The 18,280-nt window shown below is 61.5% G+C and carries 21 protein-coding genes and 1 pseudogene; 3 read left to right on the top strand and 19 right to left on the bottom strand.

The window, feature by feature from the left end; all coding sequences use genetic code 11:
- Positions 1–28: 28 nt before the first annotated feature.
- Together ACS4RR_RS11670 and ACS4RR_RS11665 are read right to left on the bottom strand one after the other, a co-directional pair.
- Complete coding sequence (locus tag ACS4RR_RS11670; protein WP_170262339.1) at positions 29–202, bottom strand: hypothetical protein; 174 nt, start codon at positions 200–202, stop codon at positions 29–31.
- The gene (locus ACS4RR_RS11665; RefSeq protein WP_170262338.1) at positions 199–1,650 is read right to left on the bottom strand and encodes an APC family permease; all 1,452 of its coding nucleotides are present in this window, start codon (positions 1,648–1,650) and stop codon (positions 199–201) included. Before ACS4RR_RS11665 ends, ACS4RR_RS11670 begins: the two co-directional genes overlap by 4 nt.
- A gap of 121 nt (positions 1,651–1,771) precedes the next feature.
- Here ACS4RR_RS11665 and ACS4RR_RS11660 point away from each other — a divergent pair, with 121 nt between their 5' ends.
- Complete coding sequence (locus ACS4RR_RS11660) at positions 1,772–2,809, top strand: AraC family transcriptional regulator (RefSeq protein WP_456190105.1); 1,038 nt, start codon at positions 1,772–1,774, stop codon at positions 2,807–2,809.
- Positions 2,810–2,986: 177 nt separating this feature from the next.
- Here ACS4RR_RS11660 and ACS4RR_RS11655 read toward each other — a convergent pair whose 3' ends face one another.
- The 8 genes from ACS4RR_RS11655 to ACS4RR_RS11620 form a co-directional block, all read right to left on the bottom strand.
- Positions 2,987–3,715, bottom strand: coding sequence for a molybdate ABC transporter substrate-binding protein (locus tag ACS4RR_RS11655; protein ID WP_456190104.1), 729 nt, complete (start codon positions 3,713–3,715; stop codon positions 2,987–2,989).
- Between the two features lie 43 nt (positions 3,716–3,758).
- Entirely contained in the window at positions 3,759–4,124 is a 366-nt protein-coding gene (locus ACS4RR_RS11650) for a cytochrome C oxidase subunit IV family protein (protein WP_017964866.1), read from the bottom strand.
- A gap of 7 nt (positions 4,125–4,131) precedes the next feature.
- On the bottom strand, positions 4,132–4,851 hold the full coding sequence (locus tag ACS4RR_RS11645; RefSeq protein WP_170276504.1) for a heme-copper oxidase subunit III family protein: 720 nt from the start codon (positions 4,849–4,851) through the stop codon (positions 4,132–4,134).
- Positions 4,852–4,862: 11 nt separating this feature from the next.
- Positions 4,863–5,576 (bottom strand): cytochrome c oxidase subunit 3, encoded by a 714-nt coding sequence (locus ACS4RR_RS11640; protein WP_170276503.1) that lies wholly within the window; start codon positions 5,574–5,576, stop codon positions 4,863–4,865.
- The gene (gene ctaD, locus ACS4RR_RS11635) at positions 5,573–7,342 is read right to left on the bottom strand and encodes a cytochrome c oxidase subunit I (protein WP_456190103.1); all 1,770 of its coding nucleotides are present in this window, start codon (positions 7,340–7,342) and stop codon (positions 5,573–5,575) included. The genes ACS4RR_RS11640 and ctaD overlap by 4 nt, the downstream gene beginning before the upstream one ends.
- 65 nt (positions 7,343–7,407) lie before the next feature.
- On the bottom strand, positions 7,408–8,226 hold the full coding sequence (locus ACS4RR_RS11630) for a cytochrome c oxidase subunit II (protein WP_017964870.1): 819 nt from the start codon (positions 8,224–8,226) through the stop codon (positions 7,408–7,410).
- Between the two features lie 163 nt (positions 8,227–8,389).
- Positions 8,390–8,779 carry a c-type cytochrome gene (locus ACS4RR_RS11625; protein ID WP_170276501.1) on the bottom strand — a complete coding sequence of 130 codons (390 nt, stop codon included), beginning with the start codon at positions 8,777–8,779 and terminating at the stop codon, positions 8,390–8,392.
- A 198-nt stretch (positions 8,780–8,977) separates the two neighbouring features.
- On the bottom strand, positions 8,978–9,901 hold the full coding sequence (locus tag ACS4RR_RS11620) for an MYG1 family protein (protein ID WP_260108951.1): 924 nt from the start codon (positions 9,899–9,901) through the stop codon (positions 8,978–8,980).
- 225 nt (positions 9,902–10,126) lie between these two features.
- Between ACS4RR_RS11620 and ACS4RR_RS11615 the strand changes: the two genes are divergently transcribed.
- The gene (locus tag ACS4RR_RS11615) at positions 10,127–10,624 is read left to right on the top strand and encodes an HIT family protein (RefSeq protein WP_260111052.1); all 498 of its coding nucleotides are present in this window, start codon (positions 10,127–10,129) and stop codon (positions 10,622–10,624) included.
- Here ACS4RR_RS11615 and ACS4RR_RS11610 read toward each other — a convergent pair.
- The 4 genes and pseudogenes from ACS4RR_RS11610 to ACS4RR_RS11595 form a co-directional block, all read right to left on the bottom strand.
- A pseudogene (locus tag ACS4RR_RS11610) lies at positions 10,621–10,812 on the bottom strand (hypothetical protein); the annotation flags it as partial. The gene ACS4RR_RS11615 and the pseudogene ACS4RR_RS11610 sit on opposite strands and share 4 nt — an antisense overlap.
- 39 nt (positions 10,813–10,851) lie before the next feature.
- Positions 10,852–12,132 carry a bifunctional sulfur transferase/dioxygenase Blh gene (gene blh, locus ACS4RR_RS11605; protein ID WP_456190102.1) on the bottom strand — a complete coding sequence of 427 codons (1,281 nt, stop codon included), beginning with the start codon at positions 12,130–12,132 and terminating at the stop codon, positions 10,852–10,854.
- A 117-nt stretch (positions 12,133–12,249) separates the two neighbouring features.
- On the bottom strand, positions 12,250–12,543 hold the full coding sequence (locus ACS4RR_RS11600) for a hypothetical protein (protein ID WP_260108953.1): 294 nt from the start codon (positions 12,541–12,543) through the stop codon (positions 12,250–12,252).
- Positions 12,544–12,547: 4 nt separating this feature from the next.
- Positions 12,548–13,012: a hypothetical protein gene (locus tag ACS4RR_RS11595; RefSeq protein ID WP_260108954.1), complete on the bottom strand. Its 465-nt coding sequence runs from the start codon at positions 13,010–13,012 to the stop codon at positions 12,548–12,550.
- 435 nt (positions 13,013–13,447) lie between these two features.
- On the opposite strand from ACS4RR_RS11595, the gene ftsZ reads away from it, so the two are divergent.
- Positions 13,448–14,467 (top strand): cell division protein FtsZ, encoded by a 1,020-nt coding sequence (gene ftsZ / locus ACS4RR_RS11590; protein WP_017964879.1) that lies wholly within the window; start codon positions 13,448–13,450, stop codon positions 14,465–14,467.
- Positions 14,468–14,591: 124 nt separating this feature from the next.
- On the opposite strand, the gene ACS4RR_RS11585 is transcribed toward ftsZ, so the two are convergent.
- The 5 genes from ACS4RR_RS11585 to ACS4RR_RS11565 form a co-directional block, all read right to left on the bottom strand.
- A complete protein-coding gene (locus ACS4RR_RS11585; protein ID WP_017964880.1) occupies positions 14,592–14,870 on the bottom strand; it encodes a hypothetical protein in 279 nt (92 codons plus the stop codon).
- 198 nt (positions 14,871–15,068) lie between these two features.
- Entirely contained in the window at positions 15,069–16,610 is a 1,542-nt protein-coding gene (locus ACS4RR_RS11580; RefSeq protein ID WP_456190101.1) for a cadherin-like domain-containing protein, read from the bottom strand.
- 263 nt (positions 16,611–16,873) lie between these two features.
- A complete protein-coding gene (locus tag ACS4RR_RS11575; protein ID WP_170254696.1) occupies positions 16,874–17,041 on the bottom strand; it encodes a hypothetical protein in 168 nt (55 codons plus the stop codon).
- A complete protein-coding gene (locus tag ACS4RR_RS11570; RefSeq protein WP_162116136.1) occupies positions 17,038–17,220 on the bottom strand; it encodes a hypothetical protein in 183 nt (60 codons plus the stop codon). The genes ACS4RR_RS11575 and ACS4RR_RS11570 overlap by 4 nt, the downstream gene beginning before the upstream one ends.
- A gap of 217 nt (positions 17,221–17,437) precedes the next feature.
- Positions 17,438–18,262, bottom strand: a complete 825-nt coding sequence (locus ACS4RR_RS11565; RefSeq protein ID WP_260296493.1) for a helix-turn-helix transcriptional regulator — start codon at positions 18,260–18,262, stop codon at positions 17,438–17,440.
- Between the last annotated feature and the right edge of the window lie 18 nt (positions 18,263–18,280).

Genomic DNA, 18,280 nt, shown 5'->3' with positions numbered 1-18,280 from the left:
CACCATGGCGCGCCGCTAGCTGCGGTGATCAGGATCGACCGGAGCAGATCTGCGTCTCGATCATCATCGTGCCTCGATGAATGCAGAACACTGAGCAGAAGGCGTGCGCCTCAATGGCAACCAGCAATGTTGCGCCGGCAAGGATCGCGACCGCGAGAACGAGAAGGCGATCGACGGGTGCAAGTTCGACAACGGCACTCATTCGAAGACCTTTCCAAGGGAGGCGTAGAGAGCGGGCTTGGATCTCTTGATCTGGACCGCAAACAGAGCGCCAAGAATGCCCACCAGCACCATGGCATAGGGGAAAGCCTTGACGATCGGGCTTTCGCTGCCGGAAAGGAGTGAAAGATTGGAACTGACCAGCACCAGCGAACCAACGAGGCCAAGCAGCGCCAGCGCCGGAGCGATCATCGTGGTCCAGGCGCTATATCCGTTCGGCGTCTTGCGGAAGAACATGACGATCGCGACGGAGACCAGCACCTGCACCAGCAGGATACCGATACCTGCAAGCGCTGCCATCCACGAGAACACGACAGTGTAGGGGTCGGCGCCGAAGATGACGAATAGGGCAAGGACGATGGCCGCGATCAGACTTTGCAGCAGACCCGCAGCATAGGGTGAGCCATGCTTGCCGTGAACCTTGCCGAGCACCTGTGCGGCCAGGCCTTCACGGCCCAGGGCGAAGAAGTAGCGGTTGAGCGTATTGTGGAAGGACAGAATGCAGGCAAACAGGCTGGTGATCAGCAACACGTTCATCACCTGGCTCGACCATGCGCCGAGCACGGAATTGGCGGCGGCGAAGTAGAAGCTGTCAAGGCCGGCAGCAGCAGTGGCCTGCACCTTGCTTGGACCGTAGAATTGCACGATTGCCCAGGTGGAGAAGGCATAGAAGAGTGTGATTAGCAGCACCGCGACATAGGTGGCACGGGGAATGGTCTTTTCCGGATTTTCGGCTTCTTCGCCAAAAATGGCCGTAGCTTCGAAGCCGATGAACGAACCGATGACGAAGACCAGCGCCGCACCTAGGCCGGGCGCGAAGACCGACGATGGCATGAAGGAGGAGAAGCTGATGCCTTCCGGTCCGCCACCTGAAAAGACGATCGCGAGATCCAGAACCAGCAATATGGCGATTTCAGCAATCATGCAGACGCCGAGGATCGCGCCTGAGAAGGCGATGTTGCGCTGACCGCAGACCAGCACGACGACCAGTGCTGTGAAAGCCCAAGCCCACCAGGGCAGGACCAAACCGAGGGGCGCTATGGCATTGGCCATGAAGAAACCGAACAGGCCGTAGATGGCGATCTGAACCGCGCTATAGGTGACCAGCGCCATGAAGGCGCCACCCACGCCAGCCGGCTTGCCGATGCCATGGGTGATATAGGTGTAGAAAGCGCCTGCCCCGCCCACATGCCGGCTCATGGCGGTGAAGCCGACCGAGAAGAGCAGGTAAAGCAGGCCGGCGAGCACGAAAGCGCCGGGGACGCCGGCGCCATTGCCAAAAGCAAAGGCAGCCGGCGAAGCGCCGACGACGGCCGTGAGTGGCGCGGCCGCGGCAACGACGAAGAACACGATGTGGGCGAGGCCGACCGAGTTCCTGGCCAGACGACGCTCCGGCGATAATGGTGCGGGCATGCTTGCTTCCAGTGTCATGGAGAACCCCTCTTTGCTTGTTTGTTGCCAAGAAGGTAAGCGCGGCGATCTGGCCCCGAAATTGCAGTTTATGCCAATGAATCGATAATTCGCGCCACGACGGTCACCGGAGACGCTGAAAATGGCAGTTGCATCGCATTTGATCAGCCGCATGCCCACAGTTGCTTCAATTCGAGCCTCCGTCTTGATCCCGCTGGTGCAACAAATCGATAAAAGATCCGGGAAAACCGACCTCCTTCTCGCTTCGCACGGCATTTTGCGCTCGCAATTGGACGATCCCTACGCTGTCCTGCCCATGGCGCGTTATGTCGCGCTGTTCGAGGAGGCCGCGACGATAACCGGCGAACCGGCACTGGGAGCTCGCATGGGCACCGGGTTCAAGCCCGCCGACATCGGCCCCATCGGCATGCTCTTTGCGCTCTCGCCGACCATTCGCAGCGCTTTCGAACGGCTGTCGAAATATGTGAACGCGGTACAAGGCGCGACCAGTTCCGGCGTGTTCGAGGAAAATGGCGATTTTGTCTGGAGCTACCGGATCGTCGATCCAGCGATGTGGCCGCGCCGGCAGGACAGCGAATTCACGATCGCCGCCTCCTGTCAACTCGTCCGCTCGTGCTTCCGCCGTGGCTGGCGGCCGATCGAAATCCAACTCGAGCATCACGCCCCTCGCGACGCCGGTGTGCTGGAACGCATCTGTGGCGCGCCCATCCTGTTTGCCCAATCCGGCAACCGGATCGTCATGAACAGGGCGGAGGCTGATCGTGTGCACCGTGCGGAAGACAAAAGCCTGGTCGAGATCCTGGAGCGGCATATCGGCGATCTGGTCAACGAGCCAGCGGCCGGCGATATCGTCACGGAAAAGGTCCAGGCTCTGATCGGCATCTATCTCAGCCGCAAGCCGGTGACGGTCGCAACCCTTGCCGCCGAACTGAAGATGTCGCCGCGAAGCCTGCAGCGCCGGCTGTCGGAGGAAGGCGTGTCGCTTCGCGATCTCGTTCGCCAGCACCGCCAGACACTCGCCGCCCACTATCTCGGCGACCGACATGCCGCACCGATGTCCGAAGTCGCGCGTGTCCTGGGTTATGCAGACAACACCGTGCTATGGCGTGCACTGCGATCCTGGGAAAAGAAGGGGAACGACCCATCTGCGACAGGTTGATCGAAGATGCATGGCAACGAAGATCGCCCGATTGCTGCCCGCGCCAGGCGCGGCATTCTCCAACACCCCTCATCCTGAAGTGTGATCCAAAGGGTCGCCTCGAAGGACACGCCGCAGCGCCGCCTCTTGCGCCATTGTATCTAACGCCGGAACACCCGCCTCGCCCTTCGGGGCACCTCAGGATGAGGCTCTCTTGGGCGTTTCGCCTGCCCGGTGGCGGCGCTCGACGCCCTTTGCCGCCAGGATGTCATCAACGGCGGTTGACGTCAGAAATTCCGACAGTTGCTCGGCAGCGTCTGCGTCCGTTGAATCGGCGCTGATGCCGATGGCGAAGTCGATGTAACTTTGGAGTTCTGCCGGAAATTGACCGACAAGCATGACCTCGGGAGCAGCGGCGAGAATCGACGTCACGGGAACGACGCCCAACTCGGCCTCGCCACGGCCGACGGACGCCGCTGTCTGCCCTCCTGATACGGCCACCAGCTTGGGCTTCACCTCATCGGCAATTCCCAGGCGTTCCAGCAAACCGGAGAAGTAGCCGCCGCTGCTTCCTTCACTGGCGTAGGCGATTGATCTGGCGCTCTTCAACGCATGTTTGAATGCTTCCACCGACCCAATGTCGAGCGGCCGACTGCCTGCCTTGGCCGCTACCCCCATTGCGATCCGGCCGAACGCGACCTCGCTCCCCGCCTTGACTTTTCCCAAGGTGGTCAGATCTTCAACCAGGTTCGGATTGGTGATGACGAGGTCAAAAGCTTCCCCGGCTTCAATCTGCTTCTTGACGACAGGATTGAGCTCCCACTTTACCGCAACCGTGAATCCTGTGGCGGTTTCGAACCGGGATATGAGAGCAAGGACGGCAGGTCGGACCGCAATGGCGCCAAAGAGTCGGATTTCCTGAGTCATGACCGAAATCTGCCCCTGATCTATCGATCTAGTCCAACCGACCCTACGGCCCCGTCCCAAAGAACGCCACCCGCGTGAAAATCGTATAGTCCGCCTCCGACACCATCAGCGCCACGAACACCAGCACCAGCAGCGGCGGCAGAAGTATGGCGTAGACAAGCGCCAGCCGTTCCCAGGCCATGTGCATGAAGACGGCGACGATGAGGCCGGCCTTCAGCATCATGAAGAGCAGGATCAGCGTCCATCTCAGGTAGCTTTGGATGCCGAGATAATCGACCATGTAGGACGCCGCGCTGAGCACGAAGAGCAGGCCCCAGACGAAGAAGTAGAGCCCGATCGGGTGCTGCTGTCCGGTATGTGCCTGTGCATGCGCCGTTTGGACTTGTGCATGCGCCGTTGTCTCGCTCATGACGACCTCACCACAGATAGAAAAATGCGAAGATGAAGACCCAGACCAGGTCGACGAAGTGCCAATAGAGGCCCATGATCTCGACGGCCTCGTAGCGGCCTTTCCGGCTGGTGAAGAAGCCGCGCCGTTCCACGTCGAAATCGCCCCGCCAGACCTTGCGGGCGACGATGATGAGGAAGATGACGCCGATCGTGACATGGGTGCCGTGAAAGCCGGTGATCATGAAGAAAGTAGATCCGAACTGTGCCGCCCCCCACGGGTTTTCCCAGGGGCGCACCCCTTCGGTGATCAGCTTCGTCCATTCGAAGGCCTGCATGCTGACGAAGGTTGCGCCGAGAAGCGCTGTCAGCAGCATGAGGATCGCCGTCGTGCGGCGGTCGCGGCGATAGCCGAAATTGACCGCCATCGCCATGGTGCCGCTGCTCGAGATCAGCACGAAGGTCATGATCGCAATCAGGATCAGCGGCACGTCCTGGCCGCCGATATGGAGCGCAAAGACCTCGCTCGGATTGGGCCATGGAACGGGCGTCGACATGCGGGCGGTCATATAGGCGATCAGGAAACAGCCGAAGACGAAGGTGTCGCTCAAGAGAAAGATCCACATCATCGCCTTGCCCCAGGAGGCGGTCTTGAAGGCGCGCTGATCCGAGCTGAAATCGGCCGCGACACCGCGCAGACCGGCCGGCCTGAGGCCTGGCTCGCCGTGTGTCTCGATAGTCTGTGCCATCTGCAAAGCTCCTAATTCAGAAGGGTGCGGCAGAGATCGACGAAATCATTCGCCCAGCCGGCAAAGAGCGCGAAGAGCAGCAGCCAGACGGCGAGCATGAAATGCGAATAGATGGCGGAAAGATCGACGCTGAGGCGCAGCCTGTCCGGCGTGACGTCGGTTGAAAATGCCCTGACCGTCGTATGCGTGAGCACGGCGAGTCCGCCGAGGATATGCAGGCCGTGCAGGCCGGTCAGCATGTAGAAGAAGCTGTTGGCGGGGTTATCGGCCAGCACATAGCCGGCCGCCGTTAGCTCCCGCCATGCCTGGATCTGCCCGGCGAGAAAGAAGACGGCAAGGCCAAGTCCTGTCACGAGCGCCGGCCGCAGGCTTTCCATGCGGCCCTGCCCCGCCTCTCGTCTCGCCCATTGCAGCGCCGCACTGCTCAAGGCGAGTGCTGCGGTGTTCACCCAGAGCAGCCGGGGGATTGGCATGCCCCACCAATCGGCCGACGCCATACGCATGAAATAGGCGCTGACGGCAAGGCTGAAGACGGCGCCGACGACGCCGAGAAACACGAAGAGGCCGATCTTCACCGCCGGCGGCTGTTGCCGCTCAGTGCCGATATGATCCGGCATCTGCACCGACCCGGTTTCGAGCCAGGGCTTCGAGGTCAACCGCTGCCCGGAAAGCCACCAGATCATGATGGCGGCGATGGCGGCCAGGAAGATCAGCACGACGCTCATGCCGGAACCTCCCGGGTGATGCCGTCGCTTGCCGGCACATTCTGCGGAATGAAATCCTCGGTCGCCCCGGGCACGCTGTAGTCATAGGCCCAGCGGTAGACGACCGGCAGATCCTTGCCCCAGTTGCCGTGGGCGGGCGGCGTCTGCGGCGTCTGCCATTCGAGCGTCGTTGCCCGCCATGGATTGCCGCCGGCCTCCCTGCCCCGGAAAAGGCTCCAGACCAGATTGAACAGGAACACCATCTGCCCAGCCCCTACAACAAGCGCCATGACGGTGATGAAGATATTCAGCGTATGGGCCGAAGGCGGAACGAAGGCCGTTTCTCCCATCTCGAAATAGCGGCGCGGCACCCCGAGCAGGCCGAGATAATGCATCGGGAAGAAGATTGCATAGGTGCCGAGGAAGGTGATCCAGAAGTGGATCTGGCCGAGCACCTCGTCGAGCATGCGTCCCGTCACCTTCGGATACCAGTGATAGATGGCCCCGAAGATGACGAGGATCGGCGCCACCCCCATGACCATGTGGAAATGCGCGACGACGAACATCGTGTTCGACAGCGGCACGTCGACGACGACGTTGCCGAGGAAGAGGCCGGTCAGGCCGCCATTGACGAAGGTGACGATGAAGGCGAGTGCAAAGAGCATGGGCAGCGTCAGGTGGATGTCGCCGCGCCAGAGCGTCAGCACCCAGTTATAGACCTTGATGGCCGTCGGAACGGCGATGATCAGCGTCGTGGTGGCGAAGAAGAAGCCGAAGGCCGGGTTCATGCCGCTGACATACATGTGGTGCGCCCAGACGACGAAGCTCAGCGCACCGATGATGACGATCGCCCAGACCATCATGCGATAGCCAAAGATGTTCTTGCGCGCATGCGTGCTGATCAGATCCGAAACGATGCCGAAGGCGGGTAGAGCAACGATATAGACCTCCGGATGACCGAAGAACCAGAACAGGTGCTGGAAGAGGATCGGGCTGCCGCCGCCATGCTGCAGCTGCGTGCCCATCTCGACGATGGCGGGCATGAAGAAGCTGGTGCCGAGCACGCGGTCGAACAGCATCATGACGCAGGCGACGAAAAGGGCGGGAAAGGCAAGCAGCGCCATGACGGTGGCGGTGAAAATGCCCCAGACGGTAAGCGGCATCCGCATCAGCGTCATGCCGCGCGCCCGCCCCTGCAGCACCGTCACCACATAGTTCAGCCCGCCCATGGTGAAGCCGATGATGAAGACGATCAGAGAGGAGAGCATCAAGAGGATGCCCCAGTCCTTGCCGCCGGGTGTGCCTGACAGAACCGACTGCGGCGGATAAAGCGTCCAGCCGGCCCCTGTCGGGCCGCCGGGGGCGAAGAAGCCGGCAACGAGGATCAGCACCGCAAGCAGATAGATCCAGTAGCTCAGCATGTTCGCATAGGGAAACACCATGTCGCGGGCGCCGACCATCAGCGGAATGAGGTAATTGCCGAAGCCGCCGAGGAAGAGCGCGGTCAGGAGATAGATCACCATGATCATGCCGTGCATGGTGATGAACTGGTAATAGTGATCGGCATCGATGAAGGAGAGAGCGCCGGGAAAGGCGAGCTGAATCCGCATCAACCAGGAGAGCACCAGCGCCACCAGGCCGATCGAGATGGCGGTAATCGAATATTGCACGGCGATGATTTTCGCATCCTGGCTGAACACATATTTCGTCCACCAGCTATGTGGATGATAGAGCTCGACATCCTCGACTTCAGCGGATGGGATGTTGCCGGATGGAATCTCGACCATGATCTCTCTTCCCTTTCCCCGCCGGTTAACCGAACCGGCAAGCGATCTGTGACCGCTACGCCGGTTCAGTTTGCCGGCGGCGGTTCTCCCGATGACGCTGTCAACTGGGTGAATGTCTGCTGCTGCCCGAGCCAAGTCTGGTAGTCCGCATCCTCGTCGACGACGACGGTGCCGCGCATTTGCGGATGGCCGACGCCGCAGAGTTCGGCGCAGAGAATCTCGAAGGTCCCCGTCCGGGTCGGCGTGAACCAGAAATAGGTGATCATGCCGGGGATCATGTCCATCTTGGCGCGGAACTCCGGCACGTAGAAATCATGGAGCACATCGACCGAACGCAGCAAGATGTGCACCGACTTGCCGATCGGCAGATGCAGCTCGCCGCCCTCGATGATGACGTCGTCAAGGCCGCTTGCATCATTCTTGTCGAGGCCAAGCGGATTTTCGGGGGTGACGTCGCGCGTCTCGGCCCGGCCGAGCTTTCCGTCGGCTCCGGGCAGCCGGAAGCTCCACTGCCACTGTTGGCTGACGACCTCGACCGATGCAGCATCTTTGGGCACCGTAATGAACTGGTTCCACACGATCAGGCCGGGCGCCAGCATCGCCGCAACGCCGACCGCCGTTCCCCCTCCCAGCAGCAATTCCAGCCTGCGGTTCTCGGGCTCGTAATGCGCCCGGTTGCCTGGCTTGTGCCGGAAGCGGAAGACGCAATAGGCCATGAACGAAACCACCGCCACGAAGACGATGCCGGTGATCCAGAAGGTGATGACGAGGGTGCTGTCGATATAGGTCCAGTTGGACGCGATCGGCGTCCACCACCACGGGCTCAGCACATGGAACAGCACGGAGCCGACGACAATCAGGACGAGGATCAGCACGACAGCCATGTCCGCTCCTCCTCGAGCAGTCGACCCGTGAAACCGCATTCCGCAAAAAGTTCGTCTTTATTATCGCACAGATAGAAAATATCGGCAATTACGCCAATTTAGGCACGCGCCACCGGCCGCGACCCGTCATTTGCAGTAATGCCCGCAGTTGGAATATTGCCCATCATTTTGAATATTGCTTGAGATAGGCGATGAGATCGGTGATCTCCTGGTCGTCCTTCAGGCCGACGAAGGCCATCTTGGTGCCCTTCACCTTCGCTTTAGGATTGTGCAGATAGTCGCGTAGCGTCGCCTCGTCCCAGACGAGACCGCCGTCTCCGGCCGCCTTCATTGCGGCCGAATAGGCAAAATTAGGGTGCGTTCCGGCCTTCCGGCCGAACAGCCCGTTCAGCGACGGGCCAACCTTGTTCGTATCGGAATCGGCGATATGACAGGTCGCGCATTTCTTGAAAACGACAGCACCCGCCGTCGGATCGCCCGCCTGCGCCCCGGCGCTACCGGGGAAAAGGGTAATAACGGATGCGGCGATCAGCAGAACAACACGGTAATCCATGGCAAACCTCATCCTCCCAAAGGTCGCCACCCACTCGCACCCTCCACAATCATTCGCGTGCGGGTAGTGGTTCTATCCTTAAAGCTTAGTCCTTCGCGGGTGCAAGTCAATCCGTTCCAGTGGGCCACATGGACGCAATCTGATGTCGGCGGATCCGGCGCAGATGATGCAGGTCCCGCGCCACCTCAGCTGCCGCGACTATGCCCCGATCGAAAGCGCCTCGTTCACCGCCAACTCCGCCATGGAAAGCGCTGCCTCGCGGGTCCTCGCGGCGGCGATGAAGCGGCCGTTGTGGCAGAAGCTCGCCCCCTCTATGCAGCAAACCGCCTCCAGTGCGCCATTGGTGAGCCCGGCCCAGGTCGCCGGCAGGTCGGCCCGGAGTTCAAAGCCCTCGTCGCCGCGGCGAATGCCGGTCACGCACCAGTCCTTTTCGCGCGGATGAACGACGAACAGCAGGTGATCGGCGCCAGCCTTGACGATGGCGGGACGGAAGGGCATCCCCCTCGGCAATTCCAGAACACGCCCCTCTCCCGCCGCCTCGATTGCCCGATGCACGATTGCCTCGGCCCGCAATTTTGCGGCACTCTGGGCGATCCTAGCCTCGACGAAACTGCGGGCAATCGCAAGGGCCGCGTGGAAGGCGTGATCGTCGGCTTCAGGGTCCGTCTCGTCGAAAACCGGTTTCAGGGTCTCCAGCAGCGCCGGCAGTGTCAGCCCGGCCAGCGGCCCCGACGGGCTAAGCGCACCGTTGTCGGTCAGATCGATCGGCAGCACGAAGCTGGCGTCGAAAGAGCCATGCATCACTTCCACATGTGCTTCGGGAAGACTGGAGGCTGCCAGATAATCACGGCCATAATGCTTCCAGATCAGGCCGAACGAGCTGTAGGGCTGGCCATCGTCGCGTAGCGGCGCGGCGCGCTGGTGGTGATCGAATATCCCGGCAGCAGGATCATAGGCTCCGCCGACATCATAAATGATCCGGTCTTCGCCCGGCGTGATCCACTCCGGCGCCCGGCTGCGGACGATACGCGCCTGCGGGAAAAGCCGGGTCAGGATGACGCTCGACAGCAATTCGTCGGCATGAAAGCCACCGGAATGGGTGACGAGGAAATCGGGGATCATGGAAGCTATGCGCCTTGTCGTTCGCGGACGATCCGCTTGCCGGTCGGCTTGAGATAACCGTTGCCGCCTGCCATCTCAACCCATACCTTAAATCGGTGTCGATTTAAGAATAAAATGATGCACCAATCCAATGTGTTACAGCGCCCTTTCGCACATCGCCAAAATACCGGTCTCCAGCTCAATTCATCGAAGCCCCTGAAGGGTGCTCAGGATAAGAGGCAGTCCGTGGAAATCCCTCAGCACTTTCACGTTGTCGAGACGGCCGGATGGCTTGTGAACCACCGCATGAACTCCGCCCTTCCCGGTTACCTCATGATCAGCTCCAAGACCGACACCAACGATCTGTCGGATTTGCCTGAAGACGCTTTGGCCGAATTCGGCCCATTGCTCGCAAGGGCTCAGAGTACGCTGAAACGGCAATTGAATGCACAGCGCGTCTATATCGGCCGGTATGGCCACGCGCCCGGTTATCCGATCCATTTCCATGTGATCCCGATATATGACTGGGTGGAGGAGTTGTTCTGGAGGGACGCTCGATATCGTCTGCTCGAGAATTTCGCAGAGGAACCGGGGGAAACCGCAACGGACGGCGCGGAACTGACGCTGTTTGTCTGGCGGGAGTTCTGCGGACGCGCAGAGCCGCCATCGGTCAAAGGGCCATCGGTCTCAGAGGCCATCGAGTTGCTGCGTGAGACAATGCGGTTTCCGGCGCCTCAAGCCTAAGACAACACCGTTCCCGGCTGTCTTGCAACGAGCGCACGGCCGGCTGCCGCGCCGGCATGCAGGCAGATGAGCCCAATCGCCGCGAGAGAATTGATCAACAGAACATCAGCCACGACCGCTGCCGAAAACGCGCCCTCACCGGACCGAAGCACTACTGTTGCGGCAAGCCGCACGCCTTCATAGGCAACGAGGGTCATGGCGATGGCCATTTCCTCGCCGCCATGCAGCTACAACGCATCCAGCGGTATCTTCAGATATCGCCGGCCATTCCCCTCCGGCTCCGGCAATCTCCCGCCTTGGATATTCACCTGCAGCGCGTGCAGCATCAGCTTCGGCTTGGGCAGCGTGCGGTCTCGCGCCTGGCGCAGCGCCACGAAGCCGGGCTCGTCAACACCCGCAATATGAAGATTGGCGCGCTTCTGCGCCGCCACCGTGCTTTCCCAGCGCGGGTGCCGGCCGCCGGGCTGATAGTCGTGGCCGGAAAAGAGCCGGGTCTCCTCGGGCAGCGACAGGATCGCCTGGATCGAGTGCCAGAGGGAGCTAGCACTGCCGCCCGGAAAATCCGTGCGCGCAGTTCCGGAATCCGGCGTGAACACCGTGTCGTGCACGAAGGCGGCGTCACCGATCACATAAGTGATCGAGGCGAGTGTGTGCCCGGGCGAAAACATCACGCGGGTTTTAAGCGTGCCGATCTCGAACGTGTCGCCATCGGCAAACAGCCGGTCCCATTGCGAGCCGTCGGTTTTAAGCGCCGGCCAGTTGTAGATCTCCTTCCAGAGCGTCTGGACGTCGGTGACATGCACGCCGATCGCCGTCGGCGCGCCGGTCTTTCCCTTGATGTAATGTGCGGCGGAGAAATGATCGGCATGCGGATGCGTGTCGAGGATCCACTCGACCGTCAGCCCCTCACTTTCGATATGAGCAAGGATGGCGTCGGCATTGGCCGTTCCGGTCGCCCCCGACATTTCATCGAAATCGAGCACCGGGTCGATGATGGCACAGCGTTTCGTCGCCGGGTCGGAAACGACATATTGCACACTGCAGGTGCGGGGCTCGAAGAAGGCCTTCACATGAGCCGCCTGCCCCGACCGCCTTTCCAGCCAGCGGCGCGCGCCGGCAAGATCGAAGCCGAGGTTTTGACCGAAGGCCTCGATATCCCCGTGCTTCATCCGCCCGTCCAGCACCTCGCCCAGTGCATAGAGCGTCAGCGCCCGCGTACCGGTCTTGCAATGGGCGACGACCGGCCCCTTCGCCTGCGTCACCGCCGTCTGGAAGGCGCGGATATCAGCCTCGGTGATCTCGGCCCCCTTCACTGGCACGAAGCTGTAGGCGAGCCCGACGGCGGCGGCGGAAGCCTTTTCCGCCGTATTGCCTGGCTGCCCCGGCTCCTCGCCATCCGGCCGGGCATTGATGACGGCGGCAAAGCCATCAGCCGCGAAGGCGGCAAAACCTGCGGCGTCGGGCTGCCCCGCTACCGTTATCAACTCATTGACCCTCACGGATGTCATCGAAGCCCCTGCGCCCGCATCATGCAGTATCGCATGTATTACACTACAATCGCACAAGTATATCTCAGAGCGCAAGAATAGCTTCGGCCCGGCCGGTGCGCTGTCAAAACGACAGCGTCACCGCACTTGCCTGATCTCGACATGCATGGCGCTGGCGCTGACGACGATGCCGCCGTCGAGCATGTCCTCCTGTATGTAGCCTCGAGAGGCGACACAGGGCTGGCAGGCCCAGATCGGCCGCCGCGCCGCTGGATCGACCAGCATTGCGAGCGGATGGAGCGGCGGCACGCGTGTCATGCGCTCGCCGATCATTACGATCCAGGTCGTAGTGACGCCTCCGATAACCTCCAAAGCCGCCCGCAAGACGCGGGCGACAGCATCCTCGTGCGGCAGCATCAGCCTCACGCGCATACGATCAGTCCTGGCCCTGCAGGCGGTCCATGACCTGGAGCAAGAGATCGGCGCAGGCCTTCATCGGTTCGTCCTCGGCGCATTTCAGGTCGATCCTGGTGTTGCCGTCCTCGATGCGGAAATGCGCCGCCTTGGAGGGCGGCGGGAGCATCGGGTGATGACCGCGGAAGCCCCTGTCGCCACGGAAGCCGCCGTCATCGCGGAAGCCCATCTCGCCTCTCGGGCCATGCCATTGGCGATCGGGGCCATCGGGACGTTCTCTCGCGTCCGGCCGGTCCATCGTCGGCCCATCCATCGTCGACCCATCATCACCGGAGGCAGATGGAGGCGCTGGCGGCGGCGAAGGCGGTGTGCTGGATTCGGGCACGGCGGGCGGTGTGCCGGCCGATGGCGGGATGGGCGTTTGTTGCGCGAATGCGACGCCGGAGAGCGCGGCGAGGGCAATGCCTGAGAGAAGAAGTCTTTTCATGGGAACGTTCCTGTGTCGGAGATATCAACTGCGTGGGTAAACACCGCAGCGCGGCTTTGGTTCACGCCCGTCAGCCTCTGTGATCGAAATCTCCAAATCGTCTGTGCGGGGGACCTTTCGGCAGACGCAGCGCTTCGGTTCGTCCATCCTCGCGAACAAGGTGGCTCGCATGCAAGAAGCCGTCGTCGAAGCGTCCCTGGACGGTGACGGCCGCGAGCACGACGACGCGCTGATGCCGCCGCAGCCTTCTTTTCCGTGCGGGTGGAAACGCCGCCGCGCGCTCCAACACGCGCATGACCGAGGCGACGCTCGACGATCCCGAATTGCCGCGCGAGTCTTTCGCCTCGCCTCTGCCTTCTTGCTCGCGTATCCTGACGCGCGATTCGCCGTCCGCAAATGAGGGTGGGCATGAACGAAGCATCAAAGGAGAGCGCGATGTCGGACGCCAAGAGCGGCATTTCTGGACTACGGCCGCATATTACAGTCATCGGCGTCGGCGGCGGTGGTGGCAATGCGATCAACAATATGATCGCGGAAAAGCTGGCAGGCGTCGAATTCGTCGCCGCAAACACGGATGCTCAGGTGCTGGCCACCTCCAAGGCGACGCGCCGCATCCAGCTTGGCGCGAATGTGACCGAGGGTCTCGGCGCCGGTTCGCTGCCTGAGGTCGGCCATGCGGCTGCCGAAGAGTCGCTCGATGAGATCATGGATCACCTGGCCGGCTCGCATATGTGCTTCGTCACCGCCGGCATGGGCGGTGGAACGGGCACGGGTGCCGCACCCGTCATCGCCCGCGCTGCGCGTGCCGCCGGCATTCTGACGGTCGGCGTCGTCACCAAGCCGTTTACCTTCGAAGGCAACCGCCGCATGCGGATGGCGGAAATCGGCATCGAGGCGCTTCGCCAGGCGGCCGATACGGTCATCGTCATTCCCAATCAGAACCTCTTCCGCATCGCCGATGCGAAAACGACGTTCGCCGATGCCTTTATGACGGCCGACCGCGTGCTTTATGCCGGCGTCGGCTGCATAACCGATCTGATCGTCAAGGAAGGCCTGATCAACCTCGATTTTGCCGACGTGAAGTCGGTCATGTCAGGCATGGGCCGTGCGATGATGGGCACTGGCGAAGCCTCCGGTGAAAGCCGCGCGATGAAGGCGGCGGAAGCCGCCATTGCCAACCCGCTTCTCGACGATATCTCAATGCGGGGCGCCAGGGGCGTGCTGATCTCGATCTCCGGCGGTTCGGATATGACGCTGTTCGAAGTAGACGAAGCGGCAAGCCGCATTCGCGACGAAGTCCAGGAAGATGCCGATATCGTCGTCGGCGCGATCTTCGACCGCAGCCTCGACGGCAAGTTCCGTGTCTCGGTGGTGGCGACCGGACTGGAAGGCAGCCCGTTGCCCGCATCCGCGCCTCACGCCGCCGAACAGATCCAGACGCGCACGCTGCAGTAAGCGCAGCGGCGCGACATATCCAAGCACGACAGCCTGCCGCGTCTTTTCAGATGCGCAGCGCTGTCGTGCTTCAATGTCATGCGCTCCAGGGAAATCGCCGCGATCACCAGTCGTTGATTCGCGATCACCTGTCGTTGATCGTGGGAAGGTGCGTTTCGACCTCTACGCGGCGCTTATCATCCAGCGGCTCAATGTGCTTCTGCCAGAAGGCCTCGGCCTCCGGCGTGTCATCCTCCCAGTGGCGGATTTTAACGATATTGTCATCGATCTTCGCCAGCCGTTTGCCGCCAAGCCGCAGGTATTCGTCCGCCAGTTCTTTCGATCGGGTCGTCTGCATGTCGTGTTCCTCCATAGGCGAACCGAAAGGCCGATCGTCATTACCGGGTTGGCCGGCAATCGGCATCCCCGTTATCGGCGCTTCGGCGCCTCCCAGTTAAACAGTACGGCGGGATCATGGTTCCAAATCATCGGCCGAAACCGGTCCACGCGGCCGGCTGAAGACGTCGGCCGCCATCCTTGTTCCGCACGGCCCGCCGCTCTTGCTGCCGGGGCAGCCGGAGACGCGTGCTTTCCGAAAATCGCGCATTTTCGGCATCATGCGCTAGACGAACAGGACGTCCGAGATATTGTGCACCACGGAAATTTCGTCGATCCCGGTGTTGGTGATGTAGAGATTATCTACCGCTGAGTCATAGACCACGTTGGTGATCAAGTCGTCTCCCGGTATGGCAATGTTGACGTCAACCGTTGTCTTGACCCCGGTTTCGAAGTCGAAGGCCGTGCCGATATGCTCGCTGCTGGAGGAATCGCCGAAGAAGAAGGTGCCGTCGACGGCAAAGCCGTAGCCGAGCCCGCCGGCGGCGAAGGTCTTGGATTCGATCGGGCTCAGCGTTTCGGGATCGATTTTGGAGACCTGCCAGGTGGAATCATTGATGCGGCCGACGACATAAATGCCAGTCGAATCCTGCATCGTATTGACGGCCGTGAATCCACCCCAGTCGAACGTACCCGCCCAATTCTCGCCGATAAGGCTCGGGATTGGATCGCCCCGCTGATCGAGCGATCCGTCTGCGGCATCCCATTTTGCGAGATAGGTCTGATCGGGGAAAGGATCCTCCTGGCCTCTCGCCTCGTTGGTTCGGCCGATGATTTCACCGCCGCGGACAGAAAAATAGGTTCCGCCGATGTCATATTCGCCCTTGTCATAGTCGCCAAAAGAGATGGCGCCGCTGGCATGGTCGGCTTCAAATGCCGCGGCGTTGTCGTAAATGCTCACCATGGGACCATCTGGGAAACCATGGCCGGAACTGACGTAATACTTGCCGGTTAGCGGATCGATCGCGACCCCCTGGAGTTCGTAATGGTCCAAGAAGGGGCGCACCACTTCCGCCTGGGCCTCGACATGATGGGTATTCAACGACTTCCCGTCCGTCACGCCGTCGACGGTCAGAGTAATCACGCCGGCATCTGCGTGACCGGCGCCGTCGGAGACCTTGTAATATTGGAGTTTCTCGGTGACATGCTCGCCATCATCGAGGCCAGCCTTCACGGCCGGATTGAGATCGTAGGTGAAGCTTCCATCGCCTGCGAAATGGAAGATGCCGAATTCACCCGCCACGTCGGTCGTCTGCCCTTGCCCCTGACCGGCAGGAATGCTCGTGCCCTCGACCGAACGCAGGAAGAGCGTGCCCGCCTCTCCCGCGTGATCATTGGCAAGCACGTTGCGGGCCATCTCGCTTCCTTCGCGGAAGGAGAAGGCGTCGTCGACCGCGAGCGGCGGGCTCGTGACCCCGTGAATGTCGAGCTTGAAATGGCCGAAATCGGTGTTGCCGGCGCCGTCGGAAATCTTGTAGCCGATCGTCTCCGTCAACGTCATTCCGTCAATGAAGCCCGCCTTGGCGGCCTCGTTCAGCGTATAGGTGTAGGAGCCATCGGCCTTGATGTGGAACGTGCCGTGTTCGCCCTCGATATCGGTGACCTGCCCGGCCGTCTTGGCAAGAACTCGCTCGCCATCGAAGAAGTTGAGGAACATGTTGCCGGAGCCACCGGCCAGATCATTATCCAGCAGATTGCCCGAGATCACGTCATTCTCGGAAGCGCTGCTGACATCATCGACCGCTACAGGTTTTGCAATCACTGTCATGGATATCTCCTTCAAGATCCATTCGCCTTGGTCTATCGGGAGGAAAGCAGCTGAGATCGGCTCGGTCAACAAATTTTCTAGCAAAGGTAGTAATTTAGCATTTCACAGCTTTATCACGTTCGGGGGGGGCTTCGCCCTGGCTCTAACCTTAGCGACGTCAAAGCTGAAGACAGCCTCCTCTCAAGGCGCCGAAGCCGAAGGCTACCGGCGCTTGTGAGACATGTCGGCGGCCGGTCACCTCCGAGACGGACGCACATAACCCGCTACTGGGTCGGAGCAGACTGGACGGCCGGCGCGTTCGACGGCGCCTCGCCGGGATGGGCAAACAGCAGATATCCGAGCGCCAGGAGAATGGCGACGACGAAAATGACGAGCACGAAAATCATCATCCCGCTGCGTGCGGGTTTACCGGCATCAGGCAAACCAATCACCCCTTCTTGTCGCCTTTGACTCTGACGCCCGGTTTGCCGATGGGCATGACGCGGTCCTTGTCAAAGACGCTAGGCGCCATGCCTTGCTGCTCGCTCGATTCTCGGATCGGCGGCTCACGGCCCGGGTGTCTGTCTGGCGTCCCGGCCATCTTGTCCGACCGCTGCTCTCTGTCTTCCATGATGTCCTCCTATATGCTTGAAACGTTCTCGCCCCGAAATCGCCGATCAACGGTCTTTGATGGTCGGAAGGTGCCCTTCGGTCTCCCTCCGGGCTCGCCTTCGCCATAAATGTTCCGCACGGTTCGCCACTCTTACGACCGGGACTGCGGGGAGTTCCCGGATCGGCAACAACTAATAGAAGCGCTGCCGAGGTTCCCTCAAGCAACCGCCCTCGCCTCAGCCCACCAACCCCCTGATCTTCGCCGCATCCTCCGCCGTCGCCGGGTTGTACACCACCATGCTGAGATCCGGCCGGCCATCCACCTGGAAGGCGGAATATTCGAAAGCGAGTGGACCAAGGATGGGATGGCGGATGTGTTTGGCGCCCTCGCCGTGGGTGCGCACGTCGTTATCCCGCCACATTGCCAGGAATTCCGGGCTCTTGCGGCAGAGTTCGTCGACGAGAGGCTCGACCTCGGCCGCAGCACCTGCGCGGGCCGCGTCCACGCGGAAGGCCGCGATCACGAAACGGGCCACACTTTCCCAGTCGTACTGGGCGGCGCGCACGCGCGGATCGAGGAAGATGAAGCGCAGTACGTTGCGCTCCTCAGGCGGCAGCGCGCCGTAATCGGTCAGGAGCACGGTTGCTGCCCGGTTCCAACCGACGACGTCCCAAATCGCGGTGCGGATCAGCGCCGGGCTCGGGTCCAGCGCATCGAGCACGCCCTGCAGCCGCGGTGTCACCCCCTCTTGCCTGCGGTAGCGCACCTCGGGCGGGCGTCCAAGACCGAGCAGAAAAAGATGCTCGCGCTCGACATCAGTCAGCATCAGCGCGCGAGAGATCCGGTCGAGCACATCGGCAGACGCCGCGCCGCCACGGCCCTGCTCCAGCCAAGTGTACCAGGTCGGGCTGATATTGGCGCGGCTCGCCACCTCCTCGCGGCGCAAGCCGGGCGTGCGCCGTCTCTCCTGCGCGAAGCCGAAGGCGGCGGGATCGAGCCGCACGCGACGGTCCTTCAAATAAGTACCGAGCCGGTTATCCGAGGTGACGAACTCGCCCATCCTGTTAGCCTTTATACC

This window comes from Rhizobium zaerense (assembly GCF_051810725.1).
Taxonomy (GTDB): Bacteria; Pseudomonadota; Alphaproteobacteria; order Rhizobiales; family Rhizobiaceae; genus Rhizobium; species Rhizobium leguminosarum_I.
This window is presented reverse-complemented; position numbering and strand designations above follow the sequence as displayed.